This window comes from Mycobacterium tuberculosis complex sp. N0072, assembly GCF_030323725.1.
GTDB classification, from domain to species: domain Bacteria; phylum Actinomycetota; class Actinomycetes; order Mycobacteriales; family Mycobacteriaceae; genus Mycobacterium; species Mycobacterium tuberculosis.
This window is the reverse complement of record NZ_CP040689.1, coordinates 1,662,877-1,680,174: the sequence shown is the minus strand read 5'-3', so window position 1 is coordinate 1,680,174 and position 17,298 is coordinate 1,662,877. Positions and strand designations below refer to the sequence as shown.

The following is a 17,298-nucleotide window of genomic DNA, read 5'->3' as shown; positions in this document are numbered from 1 at the left end:
TCCTTGTGTTGTGTCAGTGGCCCATACCCATGCCGCCGTCGACCGGGATGACCGCACCGGAGATATAGCTCGCATCCTCGGAAGCCAGGAAGCTGACCACCCCGGCGACCTCGGCGGGGGTGCCGACCCGCTTCGCTGGGATAAATTGCAGCGCCCCCTGCTGAATCCGCTCATCCAGCGCGCGGGTCATATCGGTGTCGATGTAGCCCGGGGCCACCACATTCGCGGTCACGTTTGCCTTCGACAGCTCGCGGGCGATCGAGCGGGCCATGCCAATCACTCCGGCCTTGGAGGCTGCGTAGTTGGCCTGGTTGCCGATGCCCCAGCTGCCGGAGACCGAACCTATGAATATCATTCGACCGAATTTGTTGCGCTGCATGCTGCGCGATGCCCGTTGAGCCACCCGGAACGCCCCGGTGAGGTTGGCGTTGATGACCTTCTCGAACTTTTCCTCGGTCATCCGCATGAGGAATGCGTCCGCGGATAGGCCGGCGTTGGACACCAGCACCTCGACCGGACCCTGGTGCTCTTCTACCGCCGTGAAGGCGCGATCGACGGCGTCGCTGTCGGTGACGTCACATTCGACGCCAAACAGCCCCTTTGGCGCTCCGGATCCACGGTGGGTGACGGCCACCTTGTGGCCGTCGGCAGCCAGCCGCTGTGCGATCGCCAGCCCGATCCCCCGGTTTCCTCCGGTAACCAGGACTGAACGGGATACGAATGGGGGTTTGGCCCCTTCAGTGGCTGTGGCAGTCACCCCGACAACCTATCGTCTCGCCGCGGCCGGGCCGAAATCGGTATGTCCACGAGCGTAACGTGGCTGCGATTTCCGGCGGGAACTTTCGCACTGGGGTTACGCTCGTGACGTTTGTCGGTGTGACTCAGCACACTTCGACCATGACGGATCCCTTTCTGGGCAGCGAGGCCCTGGCTGCGGGTGTATTGACGCCCTACGAATTGCGCAGCAGGTATGTCGCGCTACATAAAGACGTGTACGTGCCGCAGGGTGTGGAACTGACCGCGCAATTGCGTGCAAAAGCGCTGTGGCTGCGCTCGCGCCGCCGCGGCGTGCTGGCCGGCTACTCGGCTTCTGCCTTCCATGGCGCCAAGTGGATCGACGCGGATCTTCCCGCCGCGATCATCGACACCAACCGCCGCCGTGCCCCGGGGCTGCAAGTCTGGGAAGAGCGCATCGAGCCCGACGAGATCTGCGTCATCGAGGGCATGCGCGTGACCACACCGGAGCGAACGGCGCTCGACCTGACCAGTCGATTTCCATTGGACCCCGCCGTCGCGGCCGTCGACGCCCTGATACAGGCCACCGATTTGAAGGTGGCCGACGTCGAGCCGCTGATCGAGCGCTATCGGGGCCGCCGTGGCATGAAGGCCGCAAGAGCCGCTCTGGACCTCGTCGACGGCGGTGCCCAGTCCCCCAAGGAAACCTGGCTGCGCTTGTTGTTGATCCGCGCCGGCTTTCCGCGCCCCCAGACGCAGATCGCGGTGCGCAACGAATGGGGCTGGGCGGAAGCCCATTTGGATATGGGCTGGCAAGACATCAAGGTCGCGGCCGAGTATGACGGCGACCACCATCTGACCAGTCGCTACCACTACCGGAAAGACATCCTCCGGCACGAGAAAGTCCAGCACCGCTACGGGTGGATCGTGGTCCGGGTCGTCGCCGAGGACCACCCCGCTGACATCATCCGCCGCGTGGGCGAGGCCCGCGCTTTCCGAGCGTAACCGCACTGCGAAAATCCGCGCCGGAAATCGCAGCCAGGTTACGCTCGCGGGCTGCCGGGGCCGCGGGAGAAGCTAAGTCGGCAACCGCCGGTTGATGAGCAGCGCCGCTAGCGCCGCCAACGCCAGCGCCAGCGCACCCAACCGCAACCAGCCGACGCTGGCGTCACCCTTGATGGTCTCGTAGCCGATCTGCTGCTGCAGCGACGAGTAAACGGCCCTCAGCTCGGCCAAAGTCGCCGCATTGTAGGAATTTCCACCGGAGAGCTGGGCGACCTTCTTCATCGTTTCGTCGTCGACGGGCACCGGTTGGCGCTGGTCGTTGATCTCGACGAAGCCGTATGGGGTGCCGAACGAGATCGTCGAAATCGGCACGCCCTGGTCCTTGGCGGTGCGGGCGGCGGTGTAGGCGCCCTTGGGGTTGTCCGGGTTGGTCGGCATCGTCTCCTTGCCGTCGGAGAACAGCACGATGCGCGCCGGCGGCGGCGTGTCGCCGCCACCGATCACCGCGCCAACCGTGGCGATGGCCTGCAGCGCGGTGAAGATCGCCTCCCCGGTGGCGGTACGGTCGGCGAACTGTAACTTGTCCAGCGCATTCTTGGTCGCCTCCCGGTTGGTCGTCGGCGACACCAGGACCGTCGCCGTGCCCGCGTAGGCAATCAATCCCAGATTGATGCCCGGGGTCAACTCGTCGGCGAACTGCTTGGCAGCCTCCTGCGCGGCCACCATCCGGCTGGGCTCGACGTCGGTGGCGCGCATCGACTGCGACACGTCGATCACCAACATCACCACCGCGCGGTTGCGGGGAATCCGGACGTCATGCGTCGGACCGGCCATCGCGATGGTGAACAGCAGCAGCGATAACACCAGCAGGATCGCCGGGACATGCCGCCAGCGGGATGGCCGCTTGGGTGCGACGCTCTCCAGCAACTCCATGTTGGCGAACCGCAGCATTCGCCGCTGGCGCGCCAGCTGCATCAGGATGTACAGCGCGACCAGTCCGGCCACGACAAACAGGAATAGGAAGAACCATGAATGCGCGAAGCCGGATAGCGTCATCGGCCCCAGCAACGGCAATGTCATAACTGACCCATCACTGGTGTCCCGCCAATGCCCCACGCCGGCGAGAGGCGACGAATCGTACGATATCGGCAAGCCAGTCGCGGTCGGTGCGAAGCGATAGCAAGGGTGCCCCGCAACCGCGGATGGTGCGCGCCACGTCGGCCCGGTGCGCCGCAGCTGCCCTAGCGAAGTCGTCGCGCAGCGCAGGGTCGATGCTGAACTCGCGCACAACCCCGGATTCGGCGTCCTGCAGCACCACATCACCCACGTCCGGCAATTCGACATCGCGCGGATCGAGCACTTCGATGGCCAGCACCTCATGGCGGGCTGCGATCGCCCGCAGCGGACGCATCCAGTTGATCGGGCCCAGAAAATCGCTGATGATCACCGCCATCCCGCGACGACGTTCGGGCCGGCGCAGCGCATCGATGGCAACCGCCAGGTCGCCGCGGACCCCCGCAGGGGCCTGCGGCATGGTCGCAATGGTGCGCAACATCGTGTGCTGATGTTGGCGCCCGGTGCGAGCCGGCACCCGAGTCATCGCGGCGCCGTTGGCGATCAGCGCACCGAGCCGGTTGCCGCCGCCGCTGTTGAGGAAGGTGATGGCAGCCGCCGCCGCCACCGCGAGGTCACGTTTCTCGCAGCAGGCGGTGCCAAAATCCAGGCTGGCCGACATGTCGACCACCAGCCAGGTTTCCAGTTCCCGGTCGGCGATCATCTGCCGGACATGCGGGTGAGTGGTGCGAGCGGTGACCGCCCAGTCCATCCGGCGGACATCGTCACCGGGCTGGTAGAGGCGCGACTCCCCTGGCTCCGAACCCGGCCCAGGTATCAGGCCGAGGTGATCGCCGTGCAAGACACCGTCGAGCTTCTGCTTGACGGTCAACTCGAGGGTGCGCAGCGCCGCCGCCAGCTTCGGGTCGTCGATGTCCCCGCGCAGCATCGACGGCGGATGCACCACCGCCGGCGCTTTGGATTCGGTCACCGGCCGCTCGCCGCGGCCGCGGCCTGCATCACCGGCGGCACCGAATGGCCTTGCTGTGGAACGGCATTCACCTGTGGCAGCGCCACAGTCTGCAGCACACGGTTGATGACGATCTCCGGTGAGATTTCGTCGGCGAGCGCGTCATAGGTGAGCACGAGCCGGTGTCGCAGCACATCAGGAATGACCTCGATGACGTCTTGCGGGATGACATAGTCACGGCCCCGGACCAGCGCCAGGGACCGTGCGGCGGCGATGATGCCCAGCGAAGCACGCGGGGATGCGCCGAACGCGACCCAGCTCTTCACGTCGTTCATCCCCAACTGCTCGGGTTTGCGGGTGGCGAAGACGACTCGAACGACATAGTCGACCAGCGCGTGGTGGACGAAGTTGTTGGCCGCTATCTCCTGCAGCCGCAGCAGGTCGCCCGTGCTCAGGATCTGCTTGGCCTGCGGCGGGGTAACACCCATACGGTAGATGATTTCGCGCTCTTCTTCGGGCGACGGGTAGCCCACGTTGATCTTGAACAGGAAGCGGTCCCGTTGCGCCTCCGGTAGCGGGTAGACGCCCTCGTGCTCGATCGGGTTCTGCGTCGCCATCACCAGGAACGGGCTGGGCATCGGGAAGGTCCTACCGCCGATGGACACATGGCGCTCCTGCATGACTTCCAGCAACGCCGACTGCACCTTCGCCGGAGCCCGGTTGATCTCGTCGGCGAGCAGGAAGTTGGCCACCACCGGTCCGAGTTCGGTGTCGAATTCCTCCCTGCCTTGCCGGTAGATGCGCGTCCCGATGATGTCGGTGGGCACCAGATCCGGGGTGAACTGGATGCGCGAAAATGTCCCGCCGACCACCCGAGCGAAGGTCTCCACCGCCAACGTCTTGGCCACGCCGGGAACGCCCTCAAGCAGCACATGCCCCTTGGACAGCAGGCCGACGAGCATCCGCTCCACCAGCTGGTCCTGGCCGACGATAATCCGCTTGACCTCGAAGATGGCCCGCTCCAGCGTGTGCACCTCGGCGGCCAGCCCCTCGGCACCACCGGGGGGCGCCTCGTGGGCTGGCGAAGCTGAATGCCCACCCGGGGTCTGGTAACCGCCGGCGCCCGCGGGGAACCCACCTGCTGATGTCATCAAAATCCTCCACAGCTCAATCGGACACGACTGCCGACATGACCAACGTCGCGGGGCAGCGACGCGCCCGCGTTCAACTATTCCAGGCCTCCTGGATTCCGTCGACGCCGCGGTGGTGCCCGGCAAATCACACCTGGCTCAGTATTCGATGATCCTAGTCACGAACGGCGTCATTCCGGCCTTTCGCACCGGGCTCACCGTGACTTTGCCGGCGCTTCCGGATGCCTCCAGCATTTGGCCGTTGCCCAGATACAGGGTGACGTGCTGGCCGCCGCCTGGGCCGTAAAAGATCAGGTCGCCGCGCTTGGCCTCAGCGGGCGGAACGTGGCGACCGGCGTTGTACTGATCACCGGAGAACCGCGGGATCAGCACGCCGACCCCGGCGAAGGCATACCGCACCAGACCTGAGCAGTCGAAGCCGACAGTGTTGGCCCCCGAGTCCACGCCCTTGCTGGGGCCCTGAAGCGAGCCACCACCCCACGAATAGGGCACCCCCATCTGCGACCCGGCCCGGCGAATCACATATTCGACGGCCTGACGGGCGTTGGCCCGCGGAATCCGGCTCGCGCCGGTTGTGGCGGCGCTGGGAGCGCTGGCAGCAGGGCCGCCGAGGTTGATTCCCAACCCACCGAGGAACTGCCTGCCCAAATCCAGCGTGGTCTGGGTGGCCTGGGCGGTGGCCTGCAACGACGCGTTGGCTACCGCCAGCGGATCTCCGGGCGCCCCCGCACTGACCAATGCCGGCAGCGTGGGATCCCATTGTCCGGGTTCGGCATCGGCGGGCGTTGCCACACCGACCATCAGGCCGGCAACCACCGCGGTGATCCAGGCCAGTTTGATCGGGTGAAAACGCGTGTGGCGCATGAATCCTCGTCTAGTACTCGATGTATCGGACCACATACGGGGTCATGCCAGCCGTGCGCACGGGCGCAACCCGCACCTTCAAACCGACGTCGGGCGCCTCGAGCATCTGGCCGTTGCCGAGGTAGATCGTCACGTGCTGGCTACCGTTCGGGCCGTAGAAGATGACGTCGCCGCGGCGCATCTGCGAGGACGGGATCTTGCGGCCCAGGTTGTACTGCGAACCCGAGTAGTGCGGCAGCTTGATGCCCACCCCAGCAAACGAGTACAACACCAGGCCTGAGCAGTCGAAGCCGACGGTGCCGGCCCCGGAGTCGATGCCCTTGCTCGGGCCCGCGGCATTGCCGCCGCCCCAGGAATAGGGCACCCCGATCTGTGACATGCCGCGGCGGATCACGTATTCAGAAGCCTGGCGCCCATAAACTCGCGGAATCCGGCCCTGGGCCGAGCCCGCCGGAGCGTTGGTGATGCCGGTATCGGTGGGCTGCAAGATGCCCAGCTGCTCCAGGAACTTGCGCCCCATATTGGCGGTGACCTGCGCTGACGTTGCCGAGATCCCCAACACCTGGTTCACTACCGCGATCGGGTCGCCGGGGATGTTGGCGCTGGGGATCATGGGCAGCGTGGGGTCCCACAAGCCATCCCATGCACGCCCACCGGCAGGGCCCGATCCGGGATCCCACATCCGGAACGGCGGCGCACCCTGACCACCCTCCGAGGACCAGGCAACCAACCTGGCCGCCTGCAGTCGGGCTTGAGCCGCATCGCGCTCGGCGGCCAGGCGTTGGACCTCCTCGCGCTGTTCATCGAACTTCCGCCGGGTCTCGGTGAGCGCCGCCACCGCGGCATCCTGGCTGGCCTTTGCGTCGGCGGCGGCCTTATCAGCCTTCTGCTTGGCTAGCCGCGCCGCCGACTCCGTGTTCACCCGCTCGGTCCGGGCCCGCTGCAGGTTGGCCATCACCGCTTGGGAACTGGCGCTAAGGGTCTTGGCGGCGGTCACAGTGGCAATGATCTCGTCGGGGCTGCTCGCGCTGAGGTAGCTGACCGAGGGACCGTTCATGTAGGTGGCCGCCGCGAAGGTGTCGAACCGGTGCTGAGCCGCGGCGATCGCCGCGTTGGCGTCCTTAACCGCGCGCTGGCTGACCTCCAGGTCGTCTTCGGCCGCGGCAGCGTTGTCCCGAGCGGTTTCCACGTCGACCATCGCCTTGTTAACGCTTTCCTGTTCGGCCTGAACCTCGTCGCTCAGGTCTTGCAGGCGCTGGTTGGCCTTGGCGACGTCGGCAATCAGCGCGGCGATGGTGTCCGTCTGTGGATCGGCGGTAGCCAGCCCCGGTGTGCATACCAGCAGGGCCACACTCAAAGCCGACGGAATTGCCGGACGGACAAACCGTGCGGCCGGTCGCGCTGGCGAGCCACGGCGATTCCGTCTCATTCGACTCAGATCTCCTAGGGCTCAACTCGGAGGGACAGCGCAGGTCAACGCCAACGACACCACAAGCATCATTTGCACCGTACGTCACATCTGACGCTATGGAAACGTAAGTCACAAACTGCCCCCGGTACGTGCGACTAATGTGACCCAACGGTGACCTCGCGCGTTTGCCGCAAACAACCGCCCGGTTAGCGCGGCAACACGAGAAGAGATAGATGTGGCTGGCTAGACGCCTTGATTGAGATCGTCCCCCGCCCCTGGGGCGGCGTCAGTCGACGTTGCTGACCTCCTCCCGCGCAGTTGCATCAACCGAGCACCCACAGCCGCTGCCAGCACACCGATCAGCAAAACAATGGTCAGCGCGCTCCAGGGAAACTCGGGTGTGCTCAGCTCATGGACAAAGTTCTGCGCGGACTGCACCGGATTGCCGGTCTTGGAATGGTCTTCCCCGGCCTCGAGCGTGACCCGGGGGTATTGCGTGCTGTAACTGCCGACATAGTTCGGGCTGAGCACCAAGACGGTGGCATCCGAGTAGTCGGCCCCGACAACGGTCGCGATGTCACGCAGCGGTGTGTCATTGGGCGGGTTGTGGTCGAGCAGCACGATCTTGAGATCGATGCCCTCGTCGCGAGCGTGCTGGACCACCTCGAGCAGGCCCGGCGTGGCCGCCGGTGGAGCGCTGACACCGAGTGCGGCGACCTCCGCTTTGACCGCGGTCATGTCGACGTCTTGCGGAATGTAGCTGGGCAGGAACGGGATCGTCTGAGGAAAATATGGCCCGGTCATCGCATCCTTCCTGCCGACGTGCTACTGGCACGTTACGCGCTGCTCGCACTTCGGCGCGCACCCACACGGCAACAAAGCAGGACAAGCGTACTGCTAGGCTGACACCACGCCGTCGACACGGCCCGTCGGCGGGCGAACCAAATCCCTGGGAGTTGATGTGACTAGCAAATCTGTGAACTCATTCGGAGCCCACGACACCCTGAAGGTCGGCGAAAAGAGTTACCAGATCTATCGTCTCGACGCCGTCCCCAATACCGCGAAACTCCCCTACAGCCTCAAAGTGCTCGCCGAGAACCTGTTGCGCAACGAGGACGGCAGCAACATCACCAAGGACCACATCGAGGCCATCGCCAACTGGGACCCTAAGGCCGAGCCCAGCATCGAGATCCAGTACACGCCCGCCCGAGTGGTGATGCAGGACTTCACCGGCGTACCGTGCATCGTCGACTTGGCCACCATGCGCGAGGCGATCGCCGATCTGGGCGGCAACCCGGACAAGGTCAACCCGCTGGCGCCCGCAGACTTGGTGATCGACCACTCGGTGATCGCCGATTTGTTCGGCCGCGCCGACGCATTCGAGCGCAACGTCGAAATCGAATACCAGCGCAACGGTGAGCGTTACCAATTCCTGCGCTGGGGCCAAGGCGCTTTCGACGACTTCAAAGTGGTGCCGCCGGGCACCGGCATCGTGCACCAGGTCAATATCGAGTACCTGGCCAGCGTGGTGATGACTCGCGACGGAGTGGCCTACCCCGACACCTGCGTGGGCACCGACTCACACACCACCATGGTCAACGGCCTGGGTGTGCTCGGGTGGGGTGTCGGCGGCATCGAGGCGGAGGCCGCGATGCTGGGTCAGCCGGTATCGATGCTGATCCCGCGGGTCGTGGGTTTCAGGTTGACCGGCGAGATCCAGCCGGGAGTCACCGCCACCGACGTGGTGTTGACCGTCACCGAGATGCTGCGCCAGCACGGCGTCGTCGGCAAATTCGTCGAGTTCTACGGCGAGGGCGTGGCCGAGGTGCCGCTGGCCAACCGCGCCACCCTGGGCAACATGAGTCCCGAATTCGGTTCCACCGCAGCGATTTTCCCGATCGACGAAGAAACCATCAAGTATCTGCGGTTTACCGGTCGCACGCCGGAGCAGGTCGCACTGGTCGAGGCCTACGCCAAGGCGCAGGGCATGTGGCACGATCCCAAGCACGAGCCGGAGTTCTCGGAATACCTCGAACTCAACCTATCCGACGTGGTGCCGTCGATCGCCGGACCAAAGCGTCCACAGGACCGAATCGCGTTGGCGCAAGCCAAATCAACATTCCGCGAGCAGATTTACCACTATGTCGGCAATGGTTCCCCGGATTCCCCCCACGACCCGCACTCGAAGCTGGACGAGGTAGTCGAGGAGACATTCCCGGCCAGCGACCCGGGGCAGCTGACGTTCGCCAACGACGACGTCGCCACTGACGAAACCGTGCACTCGGCTGCCGCGCATGCCGATGGCCGGGTGAGCAACCCAGTGCGGGTGAAGTCGGACGAACTCGGCGAATTCGTGCTCGACCACGGCGCGGTGGTGATTGCCGCGATCACGTCCTGCACCAACACCTCCAACCCCGAAGTAATGCTGGGCGCGGCGCTGCTGGCCCGCAACGCCGTCGAAAAGGGACTGACCTCGAAGCCGTGGGTGAAGACCACGATTGCCCCGGGCTCGCAAGTGGTCAACGACTACTACGACAGATCCGGCCTGTGGCCGTATCTGGAGAAGCTCGGCTTCTATCTGGTCGGCTACGGCTGCACCACCTGCATCGGCAACTCCGGGCCGCTGCCCGAGGAAATCTCAAAAGCGGTTAACGACAACGACCTTTCGGTGACCGCGGTACTGTCCGGCAACCGGAACTTCGAGGGCCGTATCAACCCAGACGTGAAGATGAACTACCTGGCATCGCCGCCGCTGGTCATCGCCTACGCGCTGGCCGGGACCATGGACTTCGACTTCCAAACCCAGCCGCTCGGTCAAGACAAAGACGGTAAGAACGTTTTTCTCCGCGATATCTGGCCATCGCAGCAGGATGTCTCCGACACCATCGCCGCGGCGATCAACCAGGAGATGTTCACCCGCAACTACGCCGACGTGTTCAAGGGCGACGACCGCTGGCGCAACCTGCCAACCCCGAGCGGCAACACCTTTGAGTGGGACCCGAATTCGACCTACGTGCGCAAGCCGCCGTATTTCGAGGGGATGACAGCCAAACCCGAACCGGTCGGCAACATCAGCGGTGCCCGGGTGCTGGCGCTGCTCGGTGATTCGGTGACCACCGACCACATCTCCCCCGCCGGCGCCATCAAGCCCGGAACTCCCGCGGCGCGCTACCTCGACGAACACGGTGTCGACCGCAAGGACTACAACTCCTTCGGTTCTCGCCGCGGCAACCACGAGGTGATGATTCGTGGCACCTTCGCCAACATCCGGCTGCGTAACCAACTGCTAGACGACGTGTCCGGCGGTTATACCCGCGACTTCACCCAGCCGGGCGGTCCGCAGGCGTTCATCTACGACGCCGCGCAGAACTATGCGGCGCAACACATTCCGCTGGTTGTGTTCGGCGGCAAAGAGTACGGGTCGGGTTCGTCACGGGACTGGGCGGCCAAAGGCACATTGCTACTGGGCGTGCGGGCGGTGATCGCCGAGTCATTCGAGCGGATCCACCGGTCCAACCTGATCGGCATGGGCGTGATCCCGCTGCAGTTCCCCGAAGGAAAGTCAGCGTCGTCGTTGGGACTCGACGGTACCGAGGTCTTCGACATCACCGGTATCGACGTGCTTAACGACGGCAAGACACCCAAGACGGTGTGCGTCCAGGCCACCAAGGGCGACGGCGCCACGATCGAGTTCGACGCCGTGGTGCGCATCGACACCCCCGGTGAGGCGGACTACTACCGCAACGGCGGCATCCTGCAGTACGTGCTGCGCAACATACTGAAGTCAGGCTGACCGAGCGCCCGTGCCCAAGGTCAGCGAGGACCATCTGGCGGCTCGCCGCCGTCAGATCCTCGACGGTGCGCGCCGTTGCTTTGCCGAATACGGCTATGACAAGGCCACGGTCCGGCGCCTGGAACAGGCAATCGGGATGTCGCGCGGTGCGATCTTTCACCACTTCCGCGACAAGGACGCGCTGTTTTTCGCGCTGGCGCGCGAGGATACCGAGCGAATGGCGGCTGTAGCATCCCGCGAAGGCCTCATCGGTGTGATGCGCGACATGCTTGCCGCGCCCGACCAGTTCGACTGGCTGGCCACCAGGTTGGAGATCGCACGCAAGCTGCGCAACGACCCTGACTTCAGCCGCGGCTGGGCGGAGCGCTCCGCGGAATTGGCGGCGGCGACCACCGATCGGCTGCGCCGGCAAAAGCAGGCTAACCGAGTGCGTGACGATGTGCCTAGCGACGTTTTGCGGTGCTACCTGGACCTGGTGCTCGACGGATTGCTGGCCCGGCTGGCCTCCGGCGAAGACCCGCAGCGGCTAGCCGCCGTCCTCGACCTGGTGGAGAACTCGGTGCGTCGGTCTTGACATGCGCTGACTGTGAATCTGACGACGCGACACGCCGCTGTCGCGTCGTCAGATTCACAATCGGCGGATCAACGCGGCCGGGAACGGCGATTGGGGCCGCCGCGGCCGCGCATCGTGGTGCCTGACTCGCGCAGCATGCTGTGAATAGATCCGTACGACCGGCCGGTGGTGGCCGCCAGGTTGCGGATACTGGCCCCGCCCTCGTAGGCGTTGCGCAACTCGCGCAGCAGCTGATCGCGCGTCTTCTTTGACTTCCGCATCGGTACCCTCCGTCGATCCCAGGCACCTAGCCTAAGAACCCGCCGCCGCCCCGGTGGTGCTTTGGCCGAAATCGTTACGCGGCAGCCGCATCTAGGTCAGGCCAGCTCGATGAGATCTCGATACTCGTCGGACCAGTAGTCCTCGGTGCCGTCGGGCAACAGCACCACCCGTTGGGGACCGAGCGCCGCGGCCGCCCCGGGATCATGCGTCACCAGCACCACCGCACCTCGGTAGCTGCGCAGCGCGTCGAGCACCTGCTCGCGCGAGGCCGGATCGAGATTGTTGGTCGGTTCATCGAGCAGCAGCACATTCGCGGTGGAGGCCACCAAGCCGGCCAGCGCGAGCCGGGTCTTCTCACCGCCGGAGAGCGTGCCGGCCGGCTGCTCGAGCTGCGGACCGGTGAACATGAACGCACCCAGCAGGCCGCGCAGGTCCTGTTCGCCGGCATCCGGTGCCGCGTGCCGGACGTTCTCCCAAACGGTGGCATCGTTGTCGAGCGTGTCGTGCTCCTGCGCGAAATAGCCGATCCGTAAACCGTATCCGGGTTCCAGCACTCCGGTGTCGGGCTGCTCGACACCGGCCAGCAATCGCAGCAGCGTGGTCTTGCCGGCACCGTTGAGTCCGAGTATGACCACCCGCGAGCCGCGGTCGATGGCCAAGTCGACACCGGTGAAGACTTCCAGCGAGCCATACGTCTTGCCCAGACCGTTGGCCACCAGCGGTGTGCGTCCACACGCCGCCGGGGTGGGGAACTTGATCCGGGCCACCTTGTCGGCGACTCGCTCCTCGTCGAGTGCGGCCATCATCCGATCGGCGCGGCGCAACATGTTCTGGGCCGCAACGGCTTTGGTGGCCTTGGCGCCCAACTTGGCGGCCTGTGCACGCAGCGCGGCCGCCTTGCGTTCGGCGTTAGCGCGTTCCCGGATGCGACGTTGCTCGTCGGTGGCCCGAGCGTCGACGTAGCGCTGCCAGCCCATGTTGTAAACATCGACCTGGCCGCGCACGGCATCCAGGAACCACACTTTATTGACGACATCGGCCACCAGGTCCACGTTGTGGCTGATGACCACCAGCCCGCCCGTATGCAAGCGCAGGAAGTCCCGCAGCCAGCCCAGCGAATCAGCGTCGAGGTGGTTAGTCGGCTCGTCGAGCAACAAGGTGGTGGAATTTCCAGCGCCACTCTCGGACGCGGCGAACAAAATGCGGGCTAGTTCCACCCGGCGGCGCTGACCTCCGGAAAGGGTACGCAGCCGCTGGGTCAGCACCCGCTCGGGCAAGCCTAGGCTGGCGCAGATGCGGCCGGCTTCGCTTTCGGCGCCATAGCCGCCCAGCGCGACGAATCGCTCCTCGAGCTGACCGTAACGGCGGATGGCGCGGTCACGCTCGTCCTCGTCGGCGACCTCGGCCATCAACGCCTGCTGCTTCTCCAGATCAGTGAGCAGGACGTCCAGTCCGCGGGCGGACAGCACCCGGTCACGGGCCAGCACGTCGAGATCGCCAACTTTGGGATCCTGTGGCAGGTAGCCGATTTCGCCGGCACGGGTAACCGACCCGGCATAGGGTTCGACCTCCCCCGCCAGAATGCGCAGCGTGGTGGTCTTGCCGGCACCGTTACGTCCGACCAGCCCGATACGATCGCCGGGCTGCACACGCAGGTCGGGGCCGTCGGGTGCGAGCAGGATGCGCGCGCCAGCGCGGACCTCGAGGTCCGTAGCTGTGATCACATTCGCTCCCTGGTCGTCGGTTGTCTTGGGCGCTGTTACGTGTCATCGGTGAACACCGGCGCCCGCTGCTCGGCCCGTGCGGCAACCGCTTCTTCGAAGTTGGCGGTGAGCAGCCGGACGAAGAGCTGCCCCAAGCCCTCGGCCTGCATGTGCGCCTCCAGACTGGCGGCGTCCAGTCCACTCCACAGCGTACGTTTGGTCAACTCAATTCCCGGCCGCGAGAATCCCGCCATCCGTGCGGCGATCGCGTAGCAGGCATCTAGCAGCTGTTCATCGGGTACCTGACGGGATACCAGCCCGATCCTCTCGGCTTCCTCGGCGCTGACGTCGCGACCGGTCAACATGATCTCGAACGCACGTGAGGATCCAATGGCCCTGGGCAACAGGTAGCTCAGCCCCAATTCGCTGGCGGTCAGCCCGTTGTTGATACCGGCGGCCCGGAAGTAGGCGCTACTCGAGGCCACCCGAATGTCTGCAGCCAGTGCCAGGCACAGCCCACCACCGATGGCGGGGCCGTTGACCGCGGCGATCACCGGCTGGTGCAGCCGTCGCAGCATTAAGATGACGTCATCGAGGAGCTCCATCGAACGCAGCGCGTAGGTGGGCCGAGTCAAGTTCTCGACGTGCGGCACCACCCCCGCCGACTTGTGATCCGCACCCGAAGAAAACCCTCGACCCGCGCCGGTCAGCACCACCACCCGCACCGAGTTGTCGTAGCTGACCTGCGCTAAGGCCTCTTTGAGCGGCACCATGGCATCGAATGCCATGGAGTTCATCCGCTCCGGCCGGTTGAGGGTAATCTGCGCGATCTCGGGCCGCGGGTGTTCGACGAGGACCAAACTCACCGTTGAACGGTACCCGGCGACGACTTGCGCCGCGCAGCGGTGGGGCACAGCCGGGCGCCTGGCGCCCGGTCAGGCTTGTTGGGCTCGCCCGTTCTGGGTGGTGGCTTCGCCGGCCTCCACCTCGTAGGCCTTGAGCTGCTGCACCAGGCTCTCCAATGCTGCCGGCGGCAGCGCGCCGGCCTGGTTGAACAACAACTTGCCGTTCTTGAAGGCCATGATCGTGGGGATGGATCGGATCTGAGCGGCCGCTGCAAGCTCTCGTTCGGCTTCGGTGTCGACCTTGGCGTGCACCACGTCGGGGTGTTTTTCCGACGACTCGGCAAAGGTCGGCGCGAACGCGCGGCACGGGCCGCACCAGGAGGCCCAATAATCGACGAGCACCATGTCGCTGCTTTGGATGGTTTCGTTGAACTGTGCGGCAGTGAGGTCTCGGGTAGTCACGCCTGCCTCAACGCCTCAGGATGAAGTCTTTGTTCCAGGGCCGATACCTTCGCCGGCCGGGGACTTGAAGGTGTATGCCCGGAGTTGTTGCACCAGATTGTCCATGATCGCGGGATTGGCGATGCCGGCTTGTTTGAAGACCAGCTTGCCTTTCTTGAAGGCCATCAGCGTGGGCAACAACTTGACCCCGGCGATCGAGGCCAGATCTTTCTCGGTTTCGATGTTGACTTTGCCATGCACGACGTCAAAGTGTTTCCGCGACGACGCCTCGTAGGTCGGTGTGAACAGGTCGCACGGGGCGCACAGCGGTGCCCAAAAGTACACAAGCACGTTGCTGTTGGCGGAGATGGTCTGTTGGAAATACGCCGCCGTGAGGTCTCGAGTGGTCACGGGCACCCCTAACGCAGCCCTGGTCAGTTCTGCGACATCGAGCCTAACGCGCAGCCGAAGCCGCGGCCCGCCACGACCGGTTGGTCAATAGCCGCATGCCGTTGAGGGCCACCAGCACAGTGGACCCTTCGTGACCCACCACACCCAGTGGCAGCGGCAGCTGCCCAAAAAGGTCCCACAGCACCAGGACGGCGATGAAGGTGGCCGCGATGGCCAGGTTGACGGTGACCACCCGGCGCGCCTGCCGTGCCAACCCGATGATCGTCGGGATGGTGTGCAGTTCGTCCCGTATGGTCACCCCGTCTGCGGTCTGTAGGGTCAGATCGGCGCCGGCGCCCATGGCGACAGCGGCGCGGGCGGCGGCCATGGCGGGAGCGTCGTTGACGCCGTCGCCGACGAGCAGCACCTGGTGACCACCGGCCTGCAGGTTGCGCACGACTTCAAACTTCTGCTCGGGCAGCAATGCGGCTCGCACATCGGTGATCCCGGCGTTCCGAGCGACCCGCCAAGCCGCTCGCCCGTTGTCACCCGTGAGCAGCACCGGTGGTGCGGCGGTCAATGCAGCCATCGCCGCGACGGACTCCACGGCATCCGGACGAAGCTGATCGGTGAGCCCGAGCACACCGATGGCAACTCCATCCAACAAGACGATGGCGGCAGTGGCGCCGGCAGAAAGGAGCGGCGCCAGCTCTGCTAGCGGTGCACCGCGGTAGCTTTGCGGGCTGGCGATCTCGACGAAATCGTTGCCCACCAGGGCGTGGACCCCGCAGCCCGGGACCGCGCGGAAGTCCTTGGCGGGCGGTATGGCGATACCACGCCGACGAGCTTCCGCGACGATCGCCCGGCCAAGCGGGTGCTCGCTGGATTGTTCTGCGGCAGCTGCCAATTGCAACAATCGCCGGGCATCGACCACGTTGGGGTCCAGCGGTGCGACGGAAGCCAGTCGCGGGATGCCACGGGTCAGCGTACCGGTCTTGTCCAAAGCGACGATGCTGGTATCGGCCAGGCGTTCGACGACCACCGCGGATTTGACCAGCACCCCATGACGGCCTGCGTTGGCGATCGCCGAAAGCAGCGGCGGCATGGTGGCCAGCACCACCGCGCATGGCGATGCCACGATCATGAAGGTCATGGCGCGCAGCAGCACCGGCCGCAGGTCGGCGCCGAACATCAGCGGAATAACGATGAGGGCAAGGGTGGCCGCGACCATGCCCAGGGAGTAGCGTTGCTCGATTTTCTCAATGAACAGTTGGGTTTTGGCCTTCGTCGCCGAAGCGTCGGCGACCAGTTCGACGATGCGGGCTACCACGGTCTGGCTCGGGTCACGGGTGACCACCAGATGCAATACACCCGATCCGTTCACGGTGCCGGCGAACACCTCGTCACCGCGGGCCTTGGCCACCGGCATCGATTCACCGGTGATCGAGCGTTGGTCGACGTCGCTAGCCCCCGACAGCACCGCACCGTCTGCGGGTATCCGGTCCCCCGGCCGCACCACCACCCGGTCCCCCACCACCAGCTCGCTGGCCGCCACCACCCGTTCGCTGCCGTCGCCCTGGACCACCACCGCCTGATCCGGCGCGAGGTCCAGCAGGCCTTTGACCGATTCCGCGGTGTGTCTGGTGGCAATGTCATCCAGCGCACCGGACGTGGCGAAGATCACGATCAGCAGCGCGCCGTCGAAGATCTGCCCAATCGCGACCGCTCCGACCGCCGCGGCAATCATCAGCAGATCCACATCAAGTGCCTTGTTCCGCAACGCTTGTGCGCCCGCCCATGCCGAGCCCCAGCCGCCGGCCAGATAACAGGCCAGGTAAAGCGTCCACCACATGGCCTCGGGAGCACCGTTCAGTTGCGCCACTAGTCCGGCGAGAAACAGCAGCAGCGCCACGGTGGCCCAGCGCACGGAGACTACCGACCACAGCGCGGCTCCCCAGCTCAATGGGTGGGGAATGGTCTTTGAAACGCGGTCGAAAGGAGCCTCCGCGGCAGTTACTTCACAAGCGGTCAAGGTCATTCCGGCGGCCTCACGACAGGGGTGCGAATTCGTCAGGATGAACCGAGTGTAGGGACGCAGGAAC

General features: G+C 65.3%; 16 protein-coding genes. 3 read left to right on the top strand and 13 right to left on the bottom strand.

What is annotated here, in order from left to right:
* Nucleotides 1–13: 13 nt before the first annotated feature.
* The gene (gene fabG1 / locus FF952_RS07880) at nucleotides 14–757 is read right to left on the bottom strand and encodes a 3-oxoacyl-ACP reductase FabG1 (RefSeq protein ID WP_003898892.1); all 744 of its coding nucleotides are present in this window, start codon (nucleotides 755–757) and stop codon (nucleotides 14–16) included.
* A gap of 140 nt (nucleotides 758–897) precedes the next feature.
* On the opposite strand from fabG1, the gene FF952_RS07875 reads away from it, so the two are divergent.
* On the top strand, nucleotides 898–1,740 hold the full coding sequence (locus tag FF952_RS07875) for a type IV toxin-antitoxin system AbiEi family antitoxin (protein WP_003407537.1): 843 nt from the start codon (nucleotides 898–900) through the stop codon (nucleotides 1,738–1,740).
* A 72-nt stretch (nucleotides 1,741–1,812) separates the two neighbouring features.
* On the opposite strand, the gene FF952_RS07870 is transcribed toward FF952_RS07875, so the two are convergent.
* The 6 genes from FF952_RS07870 to FF952_RS07845 all read right to left on the bottom strand — a co-directional run bounded on the left by FF952_RS07870 (nucleotide 1,813) and on the right by FF952_RS07845 (nucleotide 7,993).
* On the bottom strand, nucleotides 1,813–2,820 hold the full coding sequence (locus FF952_RS07870; protein WP_003407530.1) for a VWA domain-containing protein: 1,008 nt from the start codon (nucleotides 2,818–2,820) through the stop codon (nucleotides 1,813–1,815).
* Nucleotides 2,821–2,830: 10 nt separating this feature from the next.
* Complete coding sequence (locus tag FF952_RS07865) at nucleotides 2,831–3,784, bottom strand: DUF58 domain-containing protein (RefSeq protein WP_003407529.1); 954 nt, start codon at nucleotides 3,782–3,784, stop codon at nucleotides 2,831–2,833.
* A complete protein-coding gene (gene moxR1, locus FF952_RS07860; RefSeq protein WP_003407527.1) occupies nucleotides 3,781–4,914 on the bottom strand; it encodes a chaperone MoxR1 in 1,134 nt (377 codons plus the stop codon). Before moxR1 ends, FF952_RS07865 begins: the two co-directional genes overlap by 4 nt.
* A 138-nt stretch (nucleotides 4,915–5,052) precedes the next feature.
* Entirely contained in the window at nucleotides 5,053–5,778 is a 726-nt protein-coding gene (gene ripB, locus FF952_RS07855; protein WP_003407525.1) for an NlpC/P60 family peptidoglycan endopeptidase RipB, read from the bottom strand.
* A gap of 10 nt (nucleotides 5,779–5,788) precedes the next feature.
* Nucleotides 5,789–7,207, bottom strand: coding sequence for an NlpC/P60 family peptidoglycan endopeptidase RipA (gene ripA / locus FF952_RS07850; protein ID WP_003407523.1), 1,419 nt, complete (start codon nucleotides 7,205–7,207; stop codon nucleotides 5,789–5,791).
* A gap of 225 nt (nucleotides 7,208–7,432) precedes the next feature.
* Nucleotides 7,433–7,993, bottom strand: coding sequence for an Rv1476 family membrane protein (locus FF952_RS07845; protein WP_003407520.1), 561 nt, complete (start codon nucleotides 7,991–7,993; stop codon nucleotides 7,433–7,435).
* Between the two features lie 157 nt (nucleotides 7,994–8,150).
* Between FF952_RS07845 and acn the strand changes: the two genes are divergently transcribed.
* Both acn and FF952_RS07835 read left to right on the top strand, forming a co-directional pair.
* Nucleotides 8,151–10,982 (top strand): iron-regulated aconitate hydratase Acn, encoded by a 2,832-nt coding sequence (gene acn, locus FF952_RS07840; RefSeq protein ID WP_003898889.1) that lies wholly within the window; start codon nucleotides 8,151–8,153, stop codon nucleotides 10,980–10,982.
* A gap of 10 nt (nucleotides 10,983–10,992) precedes the next feature.
* On the top strand, nucleotides 10,993–11,556 hold the full coding sequence (locus tag FF952_RS07835; RefSeq protein WP_003407514.1) for a TetR/AcrR family transcriptional regulator: 564 nt from the start codon (nucleotides 10,993–10,995) through the stop codon (nucleotides 11,554–11,556).
* 68 nt (nucleotides 11,557–11,624) lie between these two features.
* Here FF952_RS07835 and FF952_RS07830 read toward each other — a convergent pair whose 3' ends face one another.
* The 6 genes from FF952_RS07830 to ctpD form a co-directional block, all read right to left on the bottom strand.
* A complete protein-coding gene (locus FF952_RS07830; RefSeq protein ID WP_003407511.1) occupies nucleotides 11,625–11,816 on the bottom strand; it encodes a helix-turn-helix domain-containing protein in 192 nt (63 codons plus the stop codon).
* A 96-nt stretch (nucleotides 11,817–11,912) separates the two neighbouring features.
* Nucleotides 11,913–13,541, bottom strand: a complete 1,629-nt coding sequence (locus FF952_RS07825) for a macrolide ABC transporter ATP-binding protein (RefSeq protein WP_003407507.1) — start codon at nucleotides 13,539–13,541, stop codon at nucleotides 11,913–11,915.
* A gap of 35 nt (nucleotides 13,542–13,576) precedes the next feature.
* The gene (locus tag FF952_RS07820; RefSeq protein WP_003903471.1) at nucleotides 13,577–14,434 is read right to left on the bottom strand and encodes an enoyl-CoA hydratase; all 858 of its coding nucleotides are present in this window, start codon (nucleotides 14,432–14,434) and stop codon (nucleotides 13,577–13,579) included.
* A 21-nt stretch (nucleotides 14,435–14,455) separates the two neighbouring features.
* A complete protein-coding gene (trxA, locus tag FF952_RS07815) occupies nucleotides 14,456–14,827 on the bottom strand; it encodes a thioredoxin (protein WP_003407501.1) in 372 nt (123 codons plus the stop codon).
* 15 nt (nucleotides 14,828–14,842) lie between these two features.
* Nucleotides 14,843–15,217 carry a thioredoxin family protein gene (locus FF952_RS07810; RefSeq protein ID WP_003900345.1) on the bottom strand — a complete coding sequence of 125 codons (375 nt, stop codon included), beginning with the start codon at nucleotides 15,215–15,217 and terminating at the stop codon, nucleotides 14,843–14,845.
* Nucleotides 15,218–15,260: 43 nt separating this feature from the next.
* Nucleotides 15,261–17,234 (bottom strand): cobalt-translocating P-type ATPase CtpD, encoded by a 1,974-nt coding sequence (gene ctpD, locus FF952_RS07805; RefSeq protein WP_003904631.1) that lies wholly within the window; start codon nucleotides 17,232–17,234, stop codon nucleotides 15,261–15,263.
* Nucleotides 17,235–17,298: the final 64 nt, after the last annotated feature.

Excerpts from the sequence above, each read along its gene's own strand:
- FF952_RS07875 (WP_003407537.1), top strand. The coding sequence starts at position 898 with ATGACGGATCCCTTTCTGGGCAGCGAGGCCCTGGCTGCGGGTGTATTG.
- FF952_RS07870 (WP_003407530.1), bottom strand. The coding sequence starts at position 2,820 with ATGACATTGCCGTTGCTGGGGCCGATGACGCTATCCGGCTTCGCGCAT.
- moxR1 (WP_003407527.1), bottom strand. The coding sequence starts at position 4,914 with ATGACATCAGCAGGTGGGTTCCCCGCGGGCGCCGGCGGTTACCAGACC.
- ripB (WP_003407525.1), bottom strand. The coding sequence starts at position 5,778 with ATGCGCCACACGCGTTTTCACCCGATCAAACTGGCCTGGATCACCGCG.
- ripA (WP_003407523.1), bottom strand. The coding sequence starts at position 7,207 with ATGAGACGGAATCGCCGTGGCTCGCCAGCGCGACCGGCCGCACGGTTT.
- FF952_RS07845 (WP_003407520.1), bottom strand. The coding sequence starts at position 7,993 with ATGACCGGGCCATATTTTCCTCAGACGATCCCGTTCCTGCCCAGCTAC.
- FF952_RS07830 (WP_003407511.1), bottom strand. The coding sequence starts at position 11,816 with ATGCGGAAGTCAAAGAAGACGCGCGATCAGCTGCTGCGCGAGTTGCGC.
- ctpD (WP_003904631.1), bottom strand. The coding sequence starts at position 17,234 with ATGACCTTGACCGCTTGTGAAGTAACTGCCGCGGAGGCTCCTTTCGAC.